The sequence below is a fragment of the Streptomyces sp. CB01249 genome (genome assembly GCF_001905735.1).
In the GTDB taxonomy this organism is placed as follows: Bacteria; Actinomycetota; Actinomycetes; order Streptomycetales; family Streptomycetaceae; genus Streptomyces.
In genome coordinates, this window is the sequence record NZ_LISW01000006.1 from 379,634 (window position 1) to 396,308 (window position 16,675).

The 16,675-nt window shown below is 70.7% G+C and carries 18 protein-coding genes; 9 read left to right on the forward strand and 9 right to left on the reverse strand.

Going from position 1 to position 16,675, the window contains the following annotated elements:
- Nucleotides 1-7 precede the first annotated feature (7 nt).
- From AMK18_RS26600 to AMK18_RS26605, 3 genes are all read right to left on the reverse strand, one after another.
- Nucleotides 8-256, reverse strand: coding sequence for a hypothetical protein (locus AMK18_RS26600; RefSeq protein WP_073864771.1), 249 nt, complete (start codon nt 254-256; stop codon nt 8-10).
- A gap of 125 nt (nt 257-381) precedes the next feature.
- Entirely contained in the window at nt 382-567 is a 186-nt protein-coding gene (locus AMK18_RS34665; protein WP_143202278.1) for a hypothetical protein, read from the reverse strand.
- 390 nt (nt 568-957) lie between these two features.
- Nucleotides 958-1,326: a DUF3099 domain-containing protein gene (locus AMK18_RS26605; protein WP_073864772.1), complete on the reverse strand. Its 369-nt coding sequence runs from the start codon at nt 1,324-1,326 to the stop codon at nt 958-960.
- A gap of 198 nt (nt 1,327-1,524) precedes the next feature.
- Here AMK18_RS26605 and AMK18_RS26610 point away from each other — a divergent pair, with 198 nt between their 5' ends.
- Entirely contained in the window at nt 1,525-1,800 is a 276-nt protein-coding gene (locus AMK18_RS26610; RefSeq protein ID WP_018104720.1) for a GlsB/YeaQ/YmgE family stress response membrane protein, read from the forward strand.
- 84 nt (nt 1,801-1,884) lie between these two features.
- On the opposite strand, the gene tyrS is transcribed toward AMK18_RS26610, so the two are convergent.
- Genes tyrS through AMK18_RS26625 form a run of 3 tightly spaced genes read right to left on the reverse strand, consistent with a single transcriptional unit; the run spans nt 1,885 to nt 6,118 of the window.
- Nucleotides 1,885-3,153: a tyrosine--tRNA ligase gene (gene tyrS, locus AMK18_RS26615; protein WP_018104721.1), complete on the reverse strand. Its 1,269-nt coding sequence runs from the start codon at nt 3,151-3,153 to the stop codon at nt 1,885-1,887.
- 50 nt (nt 3,154-3,203) lie between these two features.
- Entirely contained in the window at nt 3,204-4,598 is a 1,395-nt protein-coding gene (locus tag AMK18_RS26620) for a metallopeptidase TldD-related protein (protein ID WP_073864773.1), read from the reverse strand.
- Nucleotides 4,595-6,118 carry a TldD/PmbA family protein gene (locus AMK18_RS26625; protein ID WP_073864774.1) on the reverse strand — a complete coding sequence of 508 codons (1,524 nt, stop codon included), beginning with the start codon at nt 6,116-6,118 and terminating at the stop codon, nt 4,595-4,597. The genes AMK18_RS26620 and AMK18_RS26625 overlap by 4 nt, the downstream gene beginning before the upstream one ends.
- 222 nt (nt 6,119-6,340) lie before the next feature.
- Here AMK18_RS26625 and fabG point away from each other — a divergent pair, with 222 nt between their 5' ends.
- The 3 genes from fabG to AMK18_RS26640 all read left to right on the forward strand — a co-directional run bounded on the left by fabG (nt 6,341) and on the right by AMK18_RS26640 (nt 8,387).
- On the forward strand, nt 6,341-7,060 hold the full coding sequence (fabG, locus tag AMK18_RS26630; protein ID WP_018104724.1) for a 3-oxoacyl-[acyl-carrier-protein] reductase: 720 nt from the start codon (nt 6,341-6,343) through the stop codon (nt 7,058-7,060).
- 5 nt (nt 7,061-7,065) lie between these two features.
- Nucleotides 7,066-7,833 (forward strand): enoyl-ACP reductase FabI, encoded by a 768-nt coding sequence (gene fabI / locus AMK18_RS26635; RefSeq protein WP_073864775.1) that lies wholly within the window; start codon nt 7,066-7,068, stop codon nt 7,831-7,833.
- Nucleotides 7,834-8,006: 173 nt separating this feature from the next.
- The gene (locus AMK18_RS26640; protein WP_073864776.1) at nt 8,007-8,387 is read left to right on the forward strand and encodes a hypothetical protein; all 381 of its coding nucleotides are present in this window, start codon (nt 8,007-8,009) and stop codon (nt 8,385-8,387) included.
- A gap of 9 nt (nt 8,388-8,396) precedes the next feature.
- Here the strand turns inward: AMK18_RS26640 and AMK18_RS26645 are convergent, their stop codons facing one another.
- Entirely contained in the window at nt 8,397-9,071 is a 675-nt protein-coding gene (locus AMK18_RS26645) for a FadR/GntR family transcriptional regulator (protein WP_018104727.1), read from the reverse strand.
- 100 nt (nt 9,072-9,171) lie between these two features.
- Between AMK18_RS26645 and AMK18_RS26650 the strand changes: the two genes are divergently transcribed.
- The 4 genes from AMK18_RS26650 to AMK18_RS26660 all read left to right on the forward strand — a co-directional run bounded on the left by AMK18_RS26650 (nt 9,172) and on the right by AMK18_RS26660 (nt 11,535).
- Entirely contained in the window at nt 9,172-10,461 is a 1,290-nt protein-coding gene (locus AMK18_RS26650; RefSeq protein WP_073864777.1) for a CynX/NimT family MFS transporter, read from the forward strand.
- A gap of 26 nt (nt 10,462-10,487) precedes the next feature.
- Nucleotides 10,488-10,598, forward strand: coding sequence for an SGM_5486 family transporter-associated protein (locus tag AMK18_RS35535; protein ID WP_018104729.1), 111 nt, complete (start codon nt 10,488-10,490; stop codon nt 10,596-10,598).
- A gap of 146 nt (nt 10,599-10,744) precedes the next feature.
- A complete protein-coding gene (locus tag AMK18_RS26655; RefSeq protein ID WP_018104730.1) occupies nt 10,745-10,945 on the forward strand; it encodes a hypothetical protein in 201 nt (66 codons plus the stop codon).
- A gap of 71 nt (nt 10,946-11,016) precedes the next feature.
- A complete protein-coding gene (locus AMK18_RS26660; RefSeq protein ID WP_073864778.1) occupies nt 11,017-11,535 on the forward strand; it encodes a SixA phosphatase family protein in 519 nt (172 codons plus the stop codon).
- Between the two features lie 79 nt (nt 11,536-11,614).
- On the opposite strand, the gene serB is transcribed toward AMK18_RS26660, so the two are convergent.
- Nucleotides 11,615-12,871 carry a phosphoserine phosphatase SerB gene (gene serB, locus AMK18_RS26665; RefSeq protein ID WP_026171734.1) on the reverse strand — a complete coding sequence of 419 codons (1,257 nt, stop codon included), beginning with the start codon at nt 12,869-12,871 and terminating at the stop codon, nt 11,615-11,617.
- Between the two features lie 228 nt (nt 12,872-13,099).
- Between serB and AMK18_RS26670 the strand changes: the two genes are divergently transcribed.
- The gene (locus tag AMK18_RS26670) at nt 13,100-15,655 is read left to right on the forward strand and encodes an ABC transporter ATP-binding protein/permease (RefSeq protein WP_073864779.1); all 2,556 of its coding nucleotides are present in this window, start codon (nt 13,100-13,102) and stop codon (nt 15,653-15,655) included.
- A gap of 85 nt (nt 15,656-15,740) precedes the next feature.
- On the opposite strand, the gene AMK18_RS26675 is transcribed toward AMK18_RS26670, so the two are convergent.
- The gene (locus AMK18_RS26675; RefSeq protein ID WP_018104734.1) at nt 15,741-16,484 is read right to left on the reverse strand and encodes a transglycosylase SLT domain-containing protein; all 744 of its coding nucleotides are present in this window, start codon (nt 16,482-16,484) and stop codon (nt 15,741-15,743) included.
- Nucleotides 16,485-16,675: the final 191 nt, after the last annotated feature.

Sequence of the window (16,675 nt, forward strand, 5' to 3'; positions counted from 1 at the left end):
CGCCCGCTCACGGGGCCGCGGGCCGCGACTCCCACTCCGCCAGCGTCACCACGTCCTTGAGGAACCCCCGCACCCCGAGGAACGAGGACAGGTGCTCCCGGTGCTCCTCACAGGCCAGCCACGTCTTGCGGCGCTCCGGCGTGTGCAGCTTCGGGTTGTTCCACGCCAGCACCCAGACGGCATCGGCCCGGCAGCCCTTGGCCGAACAGACGGGGGCGGCGGCGGGGTTCTCGGCGGAGGAGTCGGGGAAGTTCACGGCCTCAACCCTAATCTCTCGACTTCCGGAAGCCCGACGGCCCGTCGGCTGAGTGGAAGTGGGCGCTGACGTGCGAAGTGCTCGGCCTGGACTCCCGGGCCGAGCACTTGCCGTCGATGGTGTGATCAGGTCGTGCGCTCACGGCGAGCCCGAGCGGCTGCGGGGAGCGCGGCCGTGAGCAGGGTGAGCGCGGCAGCGGAAGATTGCTCACCGATCCATGGTGCAGCCGCGACGATGACGATGACGATGATCAGCCAGTTGCGGTGATCATCCAGTCCGTCGAGCGGGTGTCTCCGCGGTCCGTGTGTCATGTGAGGTGACCCCTTTCGCTTGGGCGTTGAGGGGTTGGCGCCAGCCCAGGGCGACAACTATGGCATGTACACCTGGATGCGGTGCACTGGAACTTCATGAGCGATCTGAGCTTTTCTTGAGCTTCGAGAGGGCGCGAGGGTGCATGAAGAAGAGCCCGTCAGCGGTCTGACGGGCTCTATGCGGGCCGGGGCAGATGGGCCACCCCGCGGCGCATCCGCTGCCGAAAAAAGGCGACGCCGGGCAGCCACGGGGGGAGCTGCCCGGCGTCGGTCCGTCGCTCCGACGGGGGATGCGGAGCGCCTACAAAGTATGGCACGCACACCTGGACGCGGTGCACCGGAACGTCATGATTGATCTGAGCTTTTCTTGAGCTTGGGCCCGTCCTGGGCTCAGTCGTGCTCCGGCCCATCCGGAGACCGGAAACCGCGTCCGGACTGCGGTGAGGGCACGGCCGTACCGGCGTCGAGCGCCGGGTACGACTGGGGCGGCAGGACGAACGTGGACGGCAGCGCGGGGCTGGTCTCGCGGCCCGCGTTGGCGATCACGACGGCCACGTACGGCAGCAGCACCCCGAGGCCGAGCGCCACGAACGCGATGTGCCGCTCCACGTTCCACAGGAGCGCGGCGGCCACCACCGACACGGTGCGCACGGACATCGAGATCACATAGCGGCGCTGTCTGCCGCGCACATCGTCGGCGAGCCCCTGCCGGGCACCCGTGATCCGGAAGACCTCCGCACCACCCTGTTTGCGCACCACGTCCCCACCAACCTTCCCCGGACCCGGACCGGCCGCTCCTACGCTACGCCCGGCCCGCACCGCCTACGAGACCGGGGCACGCCATTTGCGTACATACCGGCTCTCGTCCGCACGGACCCGCCCGACGTGCGGCGGGACGCCCCAGCACCGAGACTGGGCGGGACATGCGCGACACGGCGTCGCACAAGGAGGCAGCACATGGGCTGGTTGTGGGCAATCATCGTGGGCCTGGTGCTCGGACTGATCGCCAAGGCGATCCTGCCGGGCAAGCAGCAGATCCCCCTCTGGCTGACGGTCATCTGCGGCATGATCGGCAGCATCCTCGGAAATGCTGTCGCCACGTGGATCGGCGTCAACGACACCAAGGGCATCGACTGGACGCGCCATGTGCTCCAGCTCATCGGCGCGGTGGTGATCGTCGGTGTCGGCGACATGCTGTACGCCTCGCTGCGGGGCAACAGACAGCGCACCTGAATCCCCTCCGGGACTCCCGGAACGGACGAAGCGGCCGGACACGCGTGACGTGTCCGGCCGCTTCTCCGTCGGTACGGGTACGGCTCAGCCGGCCGTGACCTCGATCGCCGCCAGGTTCTTCTTGCCCCGGCGCAGCACCAGCCAGCGCCCGTGCAGCAGCTCCTCGCGGGCCGGGGCGGCCTCGCCGTCGACGGCCTTCACGTTGTTCACGTACGCGCCGCCCTCCTTGACCGTGCGCCGCGCCCCCGACTTGCTCGGCGCCAGACCGGCCTCCACCAGCAGGTCCACCAGCGGGCCCAGCTCGGTGACCCGGGCGTGCGGCACCTCGGACAGGGCGGCGCCCAGCGTCGCCTCGTCCAGCTCGCCCAGGTCACCCTGGCCGAACAGGGCCTTCGACGCGGCGACGACCGCCGCGCACTGGTCGGCCCCGTGCACGAGCGTCGTCAGCTCCTCGGCCAGCGCGCGCTGCGCCGTCCGAGCCTGCGGGCGCTCCTCCGTGACCTTCTCCAGCTCCTCCAGCTCGGCCGGGGTCCGGAAGCTGAGGATGCGCATGTAGCGCGAGATGTCCCGGTCGTCCACGTTCAGCCAGAACTGGTAGAACGCGTACGGCGTCGTCATCTCGGCGTCGAGCCAGACGGCCCCGCCCTCGGACTTGCCGAACTTGGTGCCGTCCGCCTTCGTCATCAGCGGCGTCGCCAGCGCGTGCACCTCGGCGCCCGGCTCCAGGCGGTGGATCAGGTCCAGGCCGGCCGTGAGGTTGCCCCACTGGTCGCTGCCGCCCTGCTGGAGGGTGCAGCCGTAGCGGCGGTACAGCTCCAGGAAGTCCATGCTCTGGAGCAGCTGGTAGCTGAACTCGGTGTAGCTGATGCCCTCGTCGGACTCCAGCCGGCGGGCGATGGACTCCTTGGTCAGCATCTTGTTGACCCGGAAGTGCTTGCCGATGTCCCGCAGGAACTCGATCGCGGACAGGCCCGCGGTCCAGTCCAGGTTGTTCACCATGACCGCGGCGTTCTCGCCCTCGAAGGACAGGAACGGCTCGATCTGCGACCGCAGCCGGGTCACCCACTGGGCGACGGTCTCCGGGTCGTTCAGCGTGCGCTCCGCGGTCGGCCGGGGGTCACCGATCTGGCCGGTGGCCCCGCCCACCAGGGCGAGCGGCCGCAGCCCGGCCTGCTGGAGCCGGCGCATGGTGAGCACCTGCACCAGGTGGCCGACGTGCAGGCTCGCCGCGGTCGGGTCGTAGCCGCAATAGAACGTGACGGGACCGTCCGCGAGAGCCTTGCGCAATGCGTCCTCGTCGGTGGACTGGGCGAACAGCCCGCGCCACTTCAGCTCGTCGACGATGTCCGTCACGGTTCCTGTGCTCCTTACGGCAGTGAGTTGTACGGGTCAGTCTAGGCCGGTCACACGCCCCGGCTGACCGAGCTCATGTTGAAGTCCGGGATGCGCAGCGCGGGCATCGCGGCCCGGGTGAACCAGTCGCCCCACTCGCGCGGGAGCGTCTTCTCGGTGCGGCCCGCCTCGGTGGCGCGGGACAGCAGGTCGACCGGGGACTCGTTGAACCGGAAGTTGTTCACCTCGCCCACCACCTCGCCGTCCTCCACCAGATAGACGCCGTCCCGGGTCAGCCCGGTCAGCAGCAGCGTGGCCGGGTCCACCTCGCGGATGTACCAGAGGCAGGTCAGCAGCAGCGCGCGGCCGGTCGTCGCGGCGACCATCTCCTCCAGCGACCGGTCGCCCCCGCCCTCCAGGAGGAGGTTGTCGATCGCCGGGGCGAGCGGCTGCTTCGTCAGGGCCGCGGTGTGCCGGGTCGTCGTCAGCCGCTCCAGGCGGCCGTCGGCGACCCAGTCCGTCCGGGCCAGCGGCAGCCCGTTGTCGAAGACCGAGCCGCCGTCGCCGGAGGAGTGGGCGATGACGAAGGGCGCCGACTCCAGGCCCGGCGCGTGCGGGTCGCTGCGCAGGGTCAGCGGCAGCGGGGACAGCGTCTCGCCGAGCCGGGTACCGCCGCCCGGCTTGGAGAACACCGTCCGGCCCTCCGTCGCGTCCCGCGCCGTGGACGACCAGAGCTGGTAGATCAGCAGGTCGGCGACCGCGGTCGGCGGCAGCAGCGTCTCGTACCGCCCGGCGGGCAGCTCGATCCGGCGCTCCGCCCAGCCGAGCCGCCGCGCCAGCTCCGCGTCCATCTCGGCCGGGTCGACGTCCTTGAAGTCCCGCGTGGAGCGGCCCGCCCAGGCGGAACGGGTGCGGTCGGGCGACTTCGCGTTCAGCTCCAGCGTGCCGTTCGGCTGGTCGTGGCGCAGCCGCAGCCCCGTGGAGGTGCCCAGGTACGTGGAGGTCATCTGGTGGTGGGCGAAGCCGTACAGTTCGCGCCCTCCGGCCCGGGCCCGGGCGAAGGCGTCGCCGAGGGCCGGCGCGAACGCGGCGAACACCTCGGAGTCCGTTTCGGCGGGCGCGTCCGTGAAGTCGGGCGACGCGGGCACCCCGGTGACCAGCGGCTGGGCGTCCTCGGCCGGTCCCGCGGAGCGCGCGGCGGCCTCGGCGGCCCGGACCAGCTGCTCCAGGTCGTCCGTGGTGACGGCGGCCCGGGACACCACGCCGGAGGCGGTGCCCTCGGCGCCGTCGACCGTGGCGACGACGGTCAGGGTCCGGCCCCGGGTGACCCCGTTGGTGGTCAGCGCGTTGCCGGCCCAGCGGAGATTGGCCGACGACTCCTCGTCCGCGATGACCACACAGCCGTCGGCGGTGGACAGGTCGAGCGCCCGCTCGACGATCTCGTACGGCTTGCTGACGCGGCTCATCGCCCGGCCTCCTGCGTCGTGTTGAGGATGTTCACGCCCCGGAACAGGGCCGACGGGCAGCCGTGCGAGACCGCCGCGACCTGGCCCGGCTGGGCCTTGCCGCAGTTGAAGGCGCCGCCCAGCACGTATGTCTGAGGGCCACCGACCTTCTCCATCGAGCCCCAGAAGTCCGTCGTCGTCGCCTGGTACGCGACATCGCGCAGCTGTCCGGCCAGCTTCCCGTTCTCGATGCGGAAGAACCGCTGCCCGGTGAACTGGAAGTTGTACCGCTGCATGTCGATCGACCAGGACCGGTCGCCGACCACGTAGATCCCGCGCTCGACCCCGCCGATCAGGTCCTCCGTGGAGAGCCCGCCCGGATCCGGCTGGAGCGACACGTTCGCCATGCGCTGGACGGGGACATGGCCGGGGGAGTCCGCGTAGGCGCACCCGTTGGACCGGCCCAGGCCCGTCAGCTTCGCGATGCGGCGGTCCGTCTGGTAGCCCACCAGCGTCCCGTCCTTCACCAGGTCCCAGGACTGCGCCTCGACGCCCTCGTCGTCGTAGCCGATCGTCGCGAGCCCGTGCTCGGCGGTGCGGTCGCCCGTCACGTTCATCACGGGCGAGCCGTACGCCAGCTTGCCCAGCTGGTCGAACGTGGCGAACGACGTTCCCGCGTAGGCCGCCTCGTAGCCCAGCGCCCGGTCCAGCTCCGTGGCGTGGCCGATCGACTCGTGGATCGTCAGCCACAGGTTGGACGGGTCCACGACCAGGTCGTACGTCCCCGCCTCCACGCTCGGCGCCCGCATCTTCTCGGCCAGCAGCCCGGGGATGCGCTCCAGCTCACCGGCCCAGTCCCAGCCGGTCCCGGTCAGGTACTCCCAGCCGCGCCCCACCGGCGGCGCGATGGTGCGCATCGAGTCGAACTCGCCGGTCGCCGAGTCCACCGCCACGGCCGTGAACTCCGGGTGCAGCCGGACCCGCTGCTGCGTGGTGACCGTGCCCGCCGTGTCCGCGTAGAACTTGTTCTCGTGCACGGCCATCAGCGAGGCGTCCACGTGCGCCACGCCCTCGGCCGCCAGCAGCCGCGCGCTCCACTCGGCGAGCAGTCCGGCCTTCTCCCCGGCCGGTACGTCGAAGGGGTCGACGTCGTAAGCCGAGACCCAGGTCCGCTCCCCGTGCGAGGGCTCGTCCGCCAGCTCCACCCTCTCGTCGGAGCCCGCCGCCGCAATCACCTTCGCCGACAGCTTCGCCATGGCCACGGCCTGCGAGGCGACCCGCGCCGCCGCGTCCATCGTCAGGTCGACGCCCGAGGCGAACCCCCAGGCCCCGCCGTGCACGACGCGGACCGCGTAACCGAGGTCGGTGGTGTCGGAGCCCCCGGCGGGCCGGGCGTCCCGCAGCCGCCAGGTGGCGCTGCGCACCCGCTCGAACCGGAAGTCGGCGTGCGCCGCCCCGAGCGCCCGCGCCCGGGCGAGCGCCGCGTCGGCGAGAGCCCGTAGCGGAAGCGCCAGGAACGACTGATCTACCTCATGGGGCACGGGCGGCCTCTCCTTCGCGGTCACATACCCTCGGATCGTTTACGAGGCAGTGAAGCACGGCCCACGTCCCGTCACGGACGATTTCCCCGGGCTGGCCCGGACCTCGGACTGTAGGAACCCGACAGTGCCCGGCCAAAGGCGCTGTCAGGGGCCGATTCTCCGCCGCGCGGACGGTACCGATAGGTTTCCGAGGTACCAGACCGCTAACGAAAGGGTGATCCGTTGAGCCGCTCGGTTCTCGTCACCGGAGGAAACCGGGGCATCGGCCTCGCCATCGCCCGCGCTTTCGCCGACAACGGCGACAAGGTCGCGATCACCTATCGTTCCGGCGAGCCGCCCGCCGAGCTCACCGAAGCCGGTGTTCTCGCGGTCCGTTGCGACATCACGGACCCCGAGCAGGTGGAGCAGGGCTACAAGGAGATCGAGGAGAAGCACGGCAACGTGGAGGTGCTGGTCGCCAACGCCGGTATCACCAAGGACCAGTTGCTGATGCGCATGTCCGAGGAGGACTTCACGTCCGTACTCGACACCAACCTCACCGGCACCTTCCGGGTCGTCAAGCGCGCCAACCGCGGCATGCTGCGCGCCAAGAAGGGCCGCGTCGTCCTGATCTCCTCGGTCGTCGGCCTCCTCGGCTCGGCCGGCCAGGCCAACTACGCGGCGTCCAAGGCCGGTCTGGTCGGATTCGCCCGGTCCCTGGCGCGCGAGCTCGGCTCGCGGAACATCACTTTCAACGTCGTCGCGCCCGGCTTCGTGGACACCGACATGACGCAGGTGCTCACCGAGGAGCAGCGCAAGGGCATCGTGGCCCAGGTGCCGCTCGCGCGTTACGCGCAGCCCGAGGAGATCGCCGCCGCGGTGCGCTTCCTCGCCTCCGACGACGCGTCGTACATCACTGGAGCCGTCATCCCCGTTGACGGCGGATTGGGCATGGGTCACTGATCACCATGAGCGGAATTCTCGACGGCAAGCGCATCCTCATCACGGGTGTGCTGATGGAGTCGTCCATCGCGTTCCACGCCGCCAAGGTGGCGCAGGAGCAGGGCGCGGAGGTCATCCTCACCGCGTTCCCGCGGCCCACCCTGACCGAGCGCATCGCCAAGAAGCTCCCCAAGCCCGCCAAGGTCATCGAGCTGGACGTGACCAACCAGGAGCACCTGGACCGCCTCGCCGGCCTGGTCCGCGACGAGCTGGGCTCGCTGGACGGCGTCGTGCACTCCATCGGCTTCGCGCCGCAGGACGCGCTCGGCGGCAACTTCCTCAACACCCCGTTCGAGTCGGTCTCCACGGCGATGCACGTCTCGGCGTTCTCGCTGAAGTCGCTCGCCATGGCGTGCAAGCCGCTGATGAGCGAGGGCGGCTCGATCGTCGGCCTCACCTTCGACGCGCAGTTCGCCTGGCCGCAGTACGACTGGATGGGCCCGGCCAAGGCCGCCCTGGAGGCCACCTCCCGCTACCTGGCCCGCGACCTGGGCCCGGACGGCATCCGCTGCAACCTGATCTCGGCCGGACCGCTCGGCTCGATGGCCGCCAAGTCCATCCCGGGCTTCGACGGGCTCGCCGACGTGTGGAACACCCGCGCGCCGCTGGCCTGGGACATGAAGGACCCGGAGCCGGCCGGCCGCGGCATCGTCGCGCTGCTCTCGGACTTCTTCCCGAGGACCACCGGCGAGATCATCCACGTCGACAGCGGCGTGCACATGATGGGCGCCTGACCTCCCGGTCCCGTACGTTCCGACCGCGCACCGTCCCCGGAGTCCCCGGAGGCGGTGCGCGGTCGTTTTCCGCCGTGCGTACGCCCTTGCCGCGCTCAGGTCGAAAAGACGGACGATCCACCGCAGAATGTGGAGGAACCGGACTTCCGGCCAGGTGTGGGGAGGAGATCGCTGTGCGACGCACACCTCACCGAACCCGTTCCCTGCTGGCCTCCGGCGCGGTCGTCGCCGCGCTGCTCGTCCCGGCCGGTCTGTACGCCGCCGGGCACGTCGGAGCCGCTGGTGCGACCGCGCCGCCCGCGCCCAGCCCCGAGCCCGCCGGCTCCGAGTGCCGTACGTCGGTCGAGGGCTCCCGGGTCGTCGCCTACTGCCACAACCCGTACCCCTCGGCCGACCGCGTCCAACTGCACACCGAGTGCGCCCGCTGGTGGGACGTGGACGCGGACTCCAAGCCGGTGACGGTCGGACCGGGGCGCACGGTGCGCCTCGCCGACCGCTGCTGGAAGGAAGTCGCCTCCGCCTGGGTCACCCACAGCGCGGCGCCCAAGGCCTAGGGCCCAGGGCTAGACCCGGTCCGCCAGGCAGGTCAGCGCGTGGCTCGCGGCCTCCGTCGCCGCCGTCTCCGCGTCGCCCGCCCGGATCGCCTCGACCAGGCGGCTGTGGTCCATGTGGTTCTCCGGCCGCAGCTCCTGGCCGACGTCGCCGCGCAGGTAGTCCCGCAGCAGGTCGCCCAGGTCCGCGTAGAGCCCCGTCAGCACGTCGTTGTGGGAAGCGGCCACCACGGCCAGGTGCAGTGTCGCGTCGGCGGCCACGAACGCCTCGGCGTCCCCGGCGGCCCAGGTCTCCTCGCGCCGCCGCATCAGCGCGTCCAGCTGCTTCAGGTCCCGGTCGGTGCGCCGGACCGCCGCCAGGCGCGCCGCCGAGGACTCCAGGGTCGACCGGAGCTCCGCGATGTGGCGCGGGTCCGCCGAGGCGAACCGGCGGTGCATCACCCCGGCCAGCTCGCTGGTGGCGACCACGTAGGTGCCAGAGCCCTGCCGGATGTCCAGCAGCCCGTTGTGCGCGAGCGCCCGGACCGCCTCACGGACGGTGTTACGGGCCACCCCCAGCTGCTCGACGAGCTCGGGTTCGGTCGGGATGCGGGAACCCACCGGCCACTCGCCCGTGGTGATCTGGTTCCTCAGCTGGGCAATCACCTGGTCGGCGAGTGCCGAACGCCTCGGGGACGTCAGCGCCATGGTGCTCCTCGGTCGCAACTGCTCATGGGCCCGATCTTCTCAGGGTCCGGTGGGCGGACGGAATGGACAATCAATCATCCCATGATTCTATGATGGCCCCATGCGTGACGAAGAGACGACTCCCCAGACCGCGACCGGGACCCTGAACCCCGGCGCCCCGGCAGCCACCCGCGCCGACGCCCCCGCCCCGCGGACCGGCCCCTCGCCGTGGACGCTGCGCCTGGTCGCCATCGGGCTCGTCCTCACCGCGCTCAACCTCCGCCCCGCCATCACCAGCCTCGGAGCCCTCCTCGAAGAGGTCCGGGACGGGCTGCACATGAGCGGCAGCATCGCCGGGGTCCTCACCTCCGTGCCCCCGCTCTGCTTCGCGGTCTTCGGCGTCATGGCACCGCGCCTCGCCCGCCGCTTCGGCCCCGGCGCGGTGGTCTGCGCGGGCATGGTCGCCATCACGGCGGGCCTGGTGATCCGCCCCCTGATCGGCGGCACCGCGGGCTTCCTGGCCGCCAGCGCCCTGGCCCTCATGGGCATCGCCGTCAGCAACGTCCTGATGCCGGTGATCGTCAAGCGCTGGTTCCCCGACCGCGTCGGCTCCATGACCGGGCTCTACTCCATGGCCCTGGCCCTCGGCACCTCGCTCGCCGCCGCCGTGACCGTGCCCCTGACCGACGCGATGGGCGGCAGCTGGAAGGCCGGACTCGGCATCTGGGCCGTCCTGGCCGCCGCCGCGATCCTGCCCTGGATCCCGCTGCTGCGGGCCCGGGCCACCGCCCACGAGCCGGTCCCGGCCGCCGCGCGGCCCGGGGCCCCGGAGCTCCGGATCACCCGCAGCCGGACCGCCTGGGCCCTCGCCTGCTTCTTCGGCCTCCAGGCCACCGCCGCGTACATCACCATGGGCTGGATGCCGCAGATCTTCCGGGACGCCGGGGTCTCCGCCGGCACCGCGGGCGTCCTGCTCGCGGTCACCATGGCCATGGGCGTCCCGCTCGCCTTCGTGATCCCGCGCGTCGCCGCCCGGATGCGCACCCAGGGCCCGATCGTCGTCTTCCTCGGCGCCTGCGGCCTCACCGGCTACGCGGGCCTCTACCTGGCCCCCTCCGGGGGCGCCTGGGCCTGGGCGCTGCTCCTGGGCATCTCGAACTGCGCGTTCCCGCTCGCCCTGACGATGATCGGGATGCGGGCCCGCAGCGGCGCCGGAGTGGTCCGGCTGTCCGCGTTCGCCCAGTCCACCGGCTACCTGATCTCGATCCCCGGACCGCTCCTGGTCGGCGTGCTCTACCAGCACAGCGGTGGCTGGGGCGTGCCGATCGCGCTGATGGCCGCCCTGATGGTGCCGCAGATGGTCGTGGGCGTCCTGGCCGGGCGGGACCGGACGATCGAGGACGAATCCTGAGATGCGAGACTGGGGCCATGTCACCTGTGCTCGATCCGAATCCCCAGAACGGTCAGAAGAAGCTGCTCCTCGTCTTCGGGGCCATGCTGCTGATCACGGTCGTCGTCGGCGTCATCGCCTCCCTCGCGTCCCCGTGACGCCCCGGCCCGGCGGAGGGTGGGGCTAGCACCCCCATCCCCTAGGGGGCCAGGGTCAGGGTGAAGTGGGTGGGTCACCGGATGGGAGCGGTGCCCCCGTCTCCGTAGGTTCTGAGTATCAGAACCGACCACCCACGGAGGCGGACATGCCGGCCCGTACGCACACCACCCGTCCGGAGCCGAGCGGCGTCGACGTACGGCTGCCGTGGTGGGCCATCGCGCTGCCCGCCGTGGCCTTTGCCGCGCTCCTGCTGCTGATCGCCGGACCGGGCCAGGCGCAGGCCGCCACCGGTGAATCGGCGACCGGCCAGCTGCTGCGGCACCTCGTGGAGCTGGTGACCCGCTGACCTCCGGCCCCGGGGCACGAAGCCTCCAACACCCTGCGCCGGCTGGCGCGTTTCATGCGAAGCTGAGGTGTATGAGCGCCGATACATCTCGCAGGATCGTCCTTCTCAGGCATGCCAAGGCGGAATGGTCGCAGGAGTCCGACCACGAGCGGCCGCTGGCCGAGCGCGGCCGTATGGAGGCCCCCATGGTGGGCCGCAGGCTCGCCGATTCCGGGATCGTCTTCGACCTGGCCCTCTGCTCGACCGCCGCCAGAACGCGTGAGACGTGGAAACTGGCCGTGCACGAGATGCCCGAGCGCCCCAGGACCGTGTACGAGGAGCGGCTCTACGAGGCATCGCTCGGCGAGCTGATCGCCCTGGTCAACGAGACCCCGGACGACGTCGCCGACCTGCTGGTCATCGGCCACAACCCCGGCATGCACGCGCTCGCCGACGCCCTCTCCGGCAGCGGCGAGGGCGACGCGCTCGCCCGGATGGCGCGCGGCGGCTTCCCGACCGCCGCCTTCGCCGTGGTCGGGTTCACCGGCCCCTGGAAGAGCGTCGAGCACGGCGTCGGCCGCCTCGCCGAGTACTGGACCCCCAACGACTGACCCGCCGCCCGTACGGGAAGGGCCCCGGCACACACCGCGAGGTGCGCGCCGGGGCCCTTCCCGTAGCAGCGGCGGAAACCTACTCCACGAGGCCGTCGGCCGCCTCGACCTCCTCGCGGGAGACGCCGAGCAGATAGAGCACGGTGTCCAGGAACGGCACGTTCACCGCCGTGTGCGCGGCCTCGCGGACCACCGGCTTCGCGTTGAACGCGACCCCGAGCCCCGCCGTGTTCAGCATGTCCAGGTCATTGGCCCCGTCACCGATCGCCACCGTCTGCGCCAGCGGCACCCCCGCCTCGGCGGCGAAGCTCCGCAGCAGCCGGGCCTTGCCCGCCCGGTCCACGATGTCCCCGGTCACCCGGCCCGTGAGCTTCCCGTCCACGACCTCCAGCGTGTTGGCGGAGGCGAAGTCGAGCCCCAGGCGCTCCTTCAGATCGTCGGTCACCTGCGTGAAACCGCCCGAGACCACGCCCACTTGGTAGCCGAGCCGCTTCAGCGTACGGATCAGCGTCCGGGCCCCCGGCGTCAGCCGGACCTCGGCGCGGACCTTCTCCACCACGGACACGTCGAGCCCCGCGAGCAGCGCCACCCGGGCGTGCAGCGACTGCTCGAAGTCCAGCTCGCCGCGCATCGCCCGCTCGGTCACCTCGGCGACCTCGGCCTCGCAGCCCGCGTGCGCCGCGAACAGCTCGATGACCTCGTCCTGGATCAGCGTCGAGTCGACGTCCATCACGACGAGCCGCTGCGCCCGGCGGCTCAGCCCCGCCGAGACGACCGCCACGTCCACGCCGATGCCCGCGGCCTCCGGCGCCAGCGCGCTGCGCAGCTCCTCGGTCCCCGTACCGGACACCGCGAACTCGACCGCCGTGACGGGATACTTCGCCAGCCGGAAGATGCGGTCGATGTTCCCGCCGGTCGAGGTGATCCGGGCCGCTATGGCCGCCGTGGACTCCGCGGTCAGCGGGTGCCCCAGCACCGTGACGTGGGAACGGCCGACGCCGCGCGGCCGGTTGTCGCCGGTGCCGGAGATGATCTCGGCCTGGAGCTTCAGCGACTCCGCCCAGCTGTGCACGGTGGCCCGCAGCTCGCCCTCGGTGGTCCCGCCCGCGGTGGGCGCGGTGACGAGCGCGCACAGGACGATGCGGCCCCGGGTCACGACCTGCTCGATGTCGACCACGTCGACCGAGTAGGCGGCGAGGGTGTCGAAGAGGCCCGCGGTGATCCCGGGGCGGTCCTTCCCGAAGATCTTCACCAGCAGGGTCGGTACGTCCGGACCCTGCCGGGACGCGGCGGGCTCGGGAGACAGGGCGGGCTCAGGAGGCCGGGATACGCTCATGGTGCACCCACCGTATCGGTCCCCGAGCGCTCGCAGGCAGCCCGTCCCGAGTGCCGGACACCCCGGGCACCCGCATCCGGTCCGTCCCCTTTCGCCTGGCTGCGGAGGTCTCGGTGAGGTCACCCTCGGCCGCCCGGCTTTCGTATCCGGGACTGATCCTGGAATAGTTCCCCACGATGTTCAGCATCCCTAGACTCCCTGCGACGGGGGTAACACGGGGGACAACTAGTGGGGCGCGGAGTGCCGGAACTCGTACTGGAATTGAATGGCAGGACCTGGACGCTCGATCCGTCCAGGACATACACCCTGGGGCGCGATCCGCAGGGGGACATGGCGATCGATGACGCCAGAGTGTCGTGGCGGCACGCCACGATCGCCTGGAACGGGCGCAGTTGGTTCATCGAGGACCACGGCAGTACCAACGGCACGTACGTGCACGGGCAGCGGATCCATCAGATGGAGATCGCGGCCGGCTCCACCGTGAACCTGGGCAACGCCACCGACGGACCCCGGCTGAGCCTGAGCGCCGCGGACGTCTACAGCGGCCGGGCCGCCGGTCCCGCGCAGCCGCAGCAGACCCCGCCGCACCAGCCCCAGCAGGGCGGACCTGGCTGGCAGCAGCCGGCGCCCCAGCAGCAGGCACCTCAGCAGCCCGTCCCGCCGCAGCAGCAGGGCTGGCAGCAGCCGCAGCAGCCGCACGTGCCGCAGCAGGGCGGGGCCCCGGGCCCGCCCGGACCCGGCACCGGTCCGGCGGGAGCGGCGCCGGTCTACGGGGACCGCAGCCCGACCACGTTCCACCAGCTGGCCCTCGGCCGGGTGATGCGGATCGGCCGTGCGCTGGAGAACGACCTGGTCGTCTCGGACCTCCAGGTCTCCCGCAACCACGCCGAGTTCCACGCGACGCCCGACGGCCGCTTCGAGATCCGCGACCTCGGCTCGCACAACGGCACGTACGTCAACGGCCAGCCGCTCTCCAAGTCCGGTTCGGCGCTCATCGGCCCGAACGACACCGTCGGCGTCGGTCACTCGACGTTCCGGCTCGTCGGGGACCGGCTGGAAGAGTTCGTCGACACCGGTGAGGTCTCCTTCGCGGCCCGCCACCTCACGGTCACGGTCGACGGCGGCAAGCAGATCCTCAAGGACGTCTCGTTCGGCGTCCCCGAGAAGTCGCTCATCGGCGTCATCGGCCCGTCCGGCTCCGGAAAGTCCACCCTGCTCAAGGCGCTCACCGGCTACCGGCCCGCCAACCAGGGCGACGTCCTCTACGACAACCGGAACCTCTACAAGCAGTTCGCCGAGCTCCGCCAGCGCATCGGTCTGGTCCCGCAGGACGACATCCTGCACAAGGAACTGACCGTCACCCGCGCCCTGAAGTACGCGGCCAAGCTCCGCTTCCCCGCGGACACCACCGAGGCCGAGCGCCAGGCCCGGATACACGAGGTCCTGACCGAGCTCAAGCTCGACATCCACAAGGACAAGAAGGTCACCTCGCTCTCCGGCGGACAGCGCAAGCGCGTCTCCGTGGCCCTGGAGCTGCTCACCAAGCCGTCGCTGATCTTCCTGGACGAGCCGACCTCCGGCCTCGACCCGGGCATGGACCGCGACGTGATGCAGCTGCTGCGCGGACTGGCCGACGACGGCCGTACCGTCCTGGTCGTCACGCACTCGGTGGCCGAGCTGGCCATCTGCGACAAGCTCCTGGTGATGGCGCCGGGCGGCGCCGTGGCCTACTTCGGCCCGCCGGACGAGGCGCTGAACTTCTTCGGCTACACCACCTGGGCCGACGTCTTCTCGGCGTTCGAGAACTACCGCGACTACGACTGGTCGGGCCGCTGGCGCGGTTCGCAGCACTACCAGATGTACGCCGCCGACATCGACGCCGCCGCCGTGCAGTCCGTACACATGCCGCCGCCGCAGCAGATGCGTCCGCCGAAGCCGCAGGGCTGGGGCACGCAGCTGTGGACGCTGATGCGCCGCTACCTCTCGGTGATCGGCTCCGACAAGGGCTTCATGGGTCTGATGGTGATCCTGCCCGCGGTGCTCGGCATCGTCAGCGTGGTCATCCCGGCGGACTTCGGCCTCGCCCCGCCGAAGCCGCCGTCCCGGTTCAACGGCGACGCCGGAACGATCATGCTGATCCTGGTGATCGGCATGACGTTCTCCGCGGCGGCCAACTCCGTACGAGAACTGATCAAGGAACGGGTCATCTACGAACGGGAACGGGCCACCGGCCTCTCCCGCTCGGCCTACCTGATGTCCAAGGTGATCGTGCTCGGCGTGATCACGGCCATCCAGGGCGTCATCATCTGCGGCATCGGCTTCGCCACCCGCGATCTGCCCGAAGAGGGCCTGATCATGCCGCCGGCCGTCGAGCTCTGCGTGACGATCATCGCGCTCGGCTTCACCTCGATGATGTTCGGCCTGGTGATCTCCTCGCTGGTGAAGACCTCCGAGAAGACCATGCCGCTGCTGGTCATGTTCGCGATCGTCCAGGTCGTCTTCACCGGCATCCTGTTCCAGGTGTACGGCTCGCCCGGCCTGGAGCAGTTCGCCTGGCTGATGCCGTCCCGCTGGGCCATCGCGGGCGCGGGCTCCACGCTCGACCTCGCCCATCTGATGCCGCCGTGGGACCAGAAGAACCCCACGGACCTGGACCCGCTCTGGGAGCACTCGGTGAGCCAGTGGGGGATCAACATCTCGGTGCTGCTGTTCCTCGGCGTCATCTGCGGCTTCGCGGTCGCGCGGCTGCTGCGCCGCCACGAGCCCGAGGTCATGCGCAAGTAACCGGCCCGGACATGCGCCGGAGGGCGGCACCCACGCGGGGTGCCGCCCTTCGGCGCCTGTCGTCGGCGGTACGGATCGCTGCGGATCAGTACGCGCTGTTGACGTTGTCGATCGAGCCGTACTTGTCGGCGGCGTAGTTGGCCGACGCGGTGATGTTGGCGACCGGGTCGTACTGCGTGTGCGGGGTGCCGGACACGTGGTAGTAGTCGAAGGTCGGCTTGATGATCTGGAGCAGACCGATCGAGGGGACGCCGTTCTGGGCGTTGATGTCCCAGTCGTTGATCGCGTTCGGGTTACCGCTGGACTCGCGGATGATGTTGCGGTGCAGACCCTCGTACGTGCCCGGGATGCCCTTCTTGTGCATGATGTCGAGGGACTCCCGGATCCAGCCGTCCAGGTTGTTGCCGTACAGGTGGGTACGGGCGGAGGAGCGGCTGGAGCGCGACTCGGACTTGTGGGACTTGGCCTTGGAGTGCGCCTTGGCCTTCGCCTTCTTCTTCAGCTCGGCCTTCTTCTCGGCCTTCTTGGCCTTGGCCTTCACCGCGGCGGCCTTCTTGGCCTTGGCGGCGTCGGAGGCCTTGACCAGCTTCTCGGCGGTCGAGTGCTGCTGAATGACGCTGTCCTGGATCGCGCGGGCCTGCTTGGAGCTCGCGGAGTCGAAGATGACCGGGGAGGCGGAGAGAGCCTGCGGTTCGGTCTCGGCCTCGGCGTGACCGGGCACCAGGGACAAGGAGAGTGCAGCGGCGGCGACGGCGGAGACGCCGGCGGCGGAGAGCTTCTGGGTCTTGTTCAGGTTACGGAGACGGCCGGTGAAGCGGGACGCGGACATACAGGCTTACCTCTTCGAATTCGGGGGGTCCTCACGGAGGACGAAGACGGGAGCGACTGCGCATCTCCGTCGGGGACGAGCTCAATTCTTAGCGGCGGCAAAATGCCGTGGCAAAGGTGTGACGTACGAAGCCGGGTAGTGGAATGGTGGGCGGTTTGCCGGGTTCGCTCCCAGGTCATCACCGTCCAAAT

Bases quoted from the DNA above. Each gene is read 5' to 3' on its own strand.
- AMK18_RS26610 (WP_018104720.1), top strand. From the start codon at position 1,525: ATGGGCTGGTTGTGGGCAATCATCGTGGGCCTGGTGCTCGGACTGATC.
- serB (WP_026171734.1), bottom strand. From the start codon at position 12,871: ATGAGCGTATCCCGGCCTCCTGAGCCCGCCCTGTCTCCCGAGCCCGCC.
- AMK18_RS26675 (WP_018104734.1), bottom strand. From the start codon at position 16,484: ATGTCCGCGTCCCGCTTCACCGGCCGTCTCCGTAACCTGAACAAGACC.
- fabI (WP_073864775.1), top strand. From the start codon at position 7,066: ATGAGCGGAATTCTCGACGGCAAGCGCATCCTCATCACGGGTGTGCTG.
- AMK18_RS34665 (WP_143202278.1), bottom strand. From the start codon at position 567: ATGACACACGGACCGCGGAGACACCCGCTCGACGGACTGGATGATCAC.
- AMK18_RS26660 (WP_073864778.1), top strand. From the start codon at position 11,017: ATGAGCGCCGATACATCTCGCAGGATCGTCCTTCTCAGGCATGCCAAG.
- AMK18_RS26620 (WP_073864773.1), bottom strand. From the start codon at position 4,598: ATGAGCCGCGTCAGCAAGCCGTACGAGATCGTCGAGCGGGCGCTCGAC.
- AMK18_RS26655 (WP_018104730.1), top strand. From the start codon at position 10,745: ATGCCGGCCCGTACGCACACCACCCGTCCGGAGCCGAGCGGCGTCGAC.
- AMK18_RS26645 (WP_018104727.1), bottom strand. From the start codon at position 9,071: ATGGCGCTGACGTCCCCGAGGCGTTCGGCACTCGCCGACCAGGTGATT.
- AMK18_RS26650 (WP_073864777.1), top strand. From the start codon at position 9,172: ATGCGTGACGAAGAGACGACTCCCCAGACCGCGACCGGGACCCTGAAC.